Below are 3,227 nucleotides of genomic sequence, written 5' to 3' on the forward strand. Positions count from 1 at the left end.
AAAAAAAACGGTCTTGATTGATTTCAAGATTGGTACAATAAGCAAAATAAGGGCGTATGGGGGATGCCTAGGCTCTCAGAGGCGATGAAAGGCGTGATAAGCTGCGAAAAGCTGCGGGGACGGGCACACACCGATTGATCCGCAGATACCTGAATGGGGCAACCCACTATGTTGAAGACATAGTACACCGATAGGTGGGCAAACCCGCTGAACTGAAACATCTAAGTAGGCGGAGGAGAAGAAAACAAAAGTGATTCCGTAAGTAGTGGCGAGCGAACGCGGATTAGCCCAAACCAGTGCTGTTACGGCAGTGCTGGGGTTGTAGGACCGCGATATTTTATGCACAAGGAACCGGAAGTTTCTGGAAAGGAACGCCGCAGAGGGTGACAGCCCCGTATGGGTAACAAGTGTAATAGATAGCGGTATCCTGAGTAGGGCGGGGCACGTGAAACCCTGTCTGAATTTGGCGGGACCATCCGCTAAGGCTAAATACTCCTGAGAGACCGATAGTGAACCAGTACCGTGAGGGAAAGGTGAAAAGAACCGTGAATAACGGAGTGAAATAGATCCTGAAACCATACGCTTACAAGCGGTCGGAGCCCTTTCGTGGGGTGACGGCGTGCCTTTTGCATAATGAGCCTACGAGTTAACGTTGCTGGCGAGGTTAAGCGGTTAAGCCGCGGATCCGCAGCGAAAGCGAGTCTGAATAGGGCGCTTTAGTCAGTAGTGTTAGACGCGAAACCGTGTGATCTACCCATGGGCAGGATGAAGCTGTGGTAACACACAGTGGAGGTCCGAACCGGTTGACGTTGAAAAGTCTTCGGATGACCTGTGGGTAGGGGTGAAAGGCCAATCAAACTCGGAAATAGCTCGTACTCCCCGAAATGCATTTAGGTGCAGCGCTGAATTAAGTTATACAGAGGTAGAGCTACTGATTGGATGCGGGGGCTTCACCGCCTACCAATTCCTGACAAACTCCGAATGCTGTATAATGTTTCTCAGCAGTGAGGGCTTGGGTGCTAAGGTCCAAGTCCGAGAGGGAAAGAACCCAGACCATCAGCTAAGGTCCCCAAATATATGTTAAGTTGAAAGAACGAGGTTTGTCTGCCCAGACAGCTAGGATGTTGGCTTGGAAGCAGCCATTCATTTAAAGAGTGCGTAACAGCTCACTAGTCGAGCGGACGAGCATGGATAATAATCGGGCATAAACATATTACCGAAGCTATGGATTTACAGTTTACTGTAAGTGGTAGGGGAGCATTCTGACAGGGCTGAAGGTGTATCGTAAGGTATGCTGGACCGGTCAGAAAAGAAAATGTAGGCATAAGTAACGATAATGCGGGCGAGAAACCCGCACACCGAAAAACTAAGGTTTCCACAGCTATGCTAATCAGCTGTGGGTTAGTCTGGTCCTAAGGCGAACCCGAAAGGGACAGTCGATGGCCAACGGGTTAATATTCCCGTACTACTAATTACTGTGATGGGGTGACGGAGTGATGAAAGCGCCGCGAACTGACGGAATAGTTCGTTGAAGTACCTAGCTATATTCTCTATAGGCAAATCCGTAGAGAATGGTGAAATACGATAGTACTCGGAGTCTTCGGACAAAGAGATAGTGCGCCTAAGGGCTTCCAAGAAAAACCTCTAAACTTCAGGTAATTAGTACCAGTACCGTAAACCGACACAGGTAGTTGAGGAGAGAATCCTAAGGTGCTCGAGAGATTCATGGCTAAGGAATTAGGCAAAATAGACCTGTAACTTCGGGAGAAAGGTCGCCAGCGCAAGCTGGCCGCAGTGAAGAGGTCCAGGCGACTGTTTATCAAAAACACAGGGCTCTGCAAAATCGTAAGATGAAGTATAGGGCCTGACACCTGCCCGGTGCTGGAAGGTTAAGAGGAGATGTTATCTTCGGAGAAGCATTGAATTGAAGCCCCAGTAAACGGCGGCCGTAACTATAACGGTCCTAAGGTAGCGAAATTCCTTGTCGGGTAAGTTCCGACCTGCACGAATGGTGTAACGATCTGGACACTGTCTCAGCCATGAGCTCGGTGAAATTGTAGTAACGGTGAAGATGCCGTTTACCCGCAGTGGGACGAAAAGACCCTGTGCACCTTTACTATAGCTTAGTATTGACCTTGGATAAATGATGTGTAGGATAGGTTGGAGACTATGAAGCGGCGTCGCCAGGCGTTGTGGAGTCATTGTTGAAATACAACCCTTTGTTTATCTGAGGCCTAACCCCGTATTGCGGGGGACAGTGCTTGGTGGGTAGTTTGACTGGGGTGGTCGCCTCCAAAAGAGTAACGGAGGCTTCTAAAGGTTCCCTCAGTACGCTTGGTAACCGTGCGTAGAGTGCAATGGCATAAGGGAGCTTGACTGAGAGACATACAGGTCGATCAGGTACGAAAGTAGAGCATAGTGATCCGGTGGTTCCGCATGGAAGGGCCATCGCTCAAAGGATAAAAGGTACGCCGGGGATAACAGGCTGATCTCCCCCAAGAGCTCATATCGACGGGGGGGTTTGGCACCTCGATGTCGGCTCGTCACATCCTGGGGCTGGAGAAGGTCCCAAGGGTTGGGCTGTTCGCCCATTAAAGTGGCACGCGAGCTGGGTTCAGAACGTCGTGAGACAGTTCGGTCTCTATCTACTGTGGGCGTTAGAAATTTGAGTGGATCTGATTCTAGTACGAGAGGACCGAATTGGACAAACCTCTAGTGTATCTGTTGTCCCGCCAGGGGCACCGCAGAGTAGCTACGTTTGGAAGGGATAAGCGCTGAAAGCATATAAGCGCGAAACCCACCACAAGATGAGATTTCTTTTAAGGATCGTGGAAGATGACCACGTTGATAGGCTATAGATGTAAAGGCAGTAATGTCATAGTCGAGTAGTACTAATAATCCGTAAGCTTATGTACACCCTTTTCCCCCGATGCAAGTCGGGGGGAGAAACTTTCTAAAAAAATACTTTTTTCTTTATCTCAGTATGTTAAAATATTTGCTCGCGCAAGAGCAGTAACTAGTAAAAAGTAACTAGTAAAGAGTCTAAGGACTAATTACTAAGCACTAAGGACTAATTACTAACAACCTTAAGGTGGTTATTGCGGCGGGGCTCACCTCTTCCCATCCCGAACAGAGTAGTTAAGCCCGCCTGCGCAGATGGTACTGCAGTTATGTGGGAGAGTATGTCGTCGCCTTTCTTTTTAAAAACACCCTGTTTCTTCTGAAAC

The 3,227-nt window shown here is 48.7% G+C and carries 2 rRNA genes; both read left to right on the forward strand.

Annotated elements, in window-relative coordinates:
* The first annotated feature begins 35 nt into the window (after positions 1 to 35).
* A 23S ribosomal RNA gene (locus B0A68_RS12680) occupies positions 36 to 2,915 on the forward strand.
* A gap of 172 nt (positions 2,916 to 3,087) precedes the next feature.
* A 5S ribosomal RNA gene (gene rrf / locus B0A68_RS12685) occupies positions 3,088 to 3,197 on the forward strand.
* Positions 3,198 to 3,227 lie beyond the last annotated feature (30 nt).

Source organism: Flavobacterium reichenbachii, from assembly GCF_002217435.1.
Classification (GTDB): Bacteria; Bacteroidota; Bacteroidia; order Flavobacteriales; family Flavobacteriaceae; genus Flavobacterium; species Flavobacterium reichenbachii.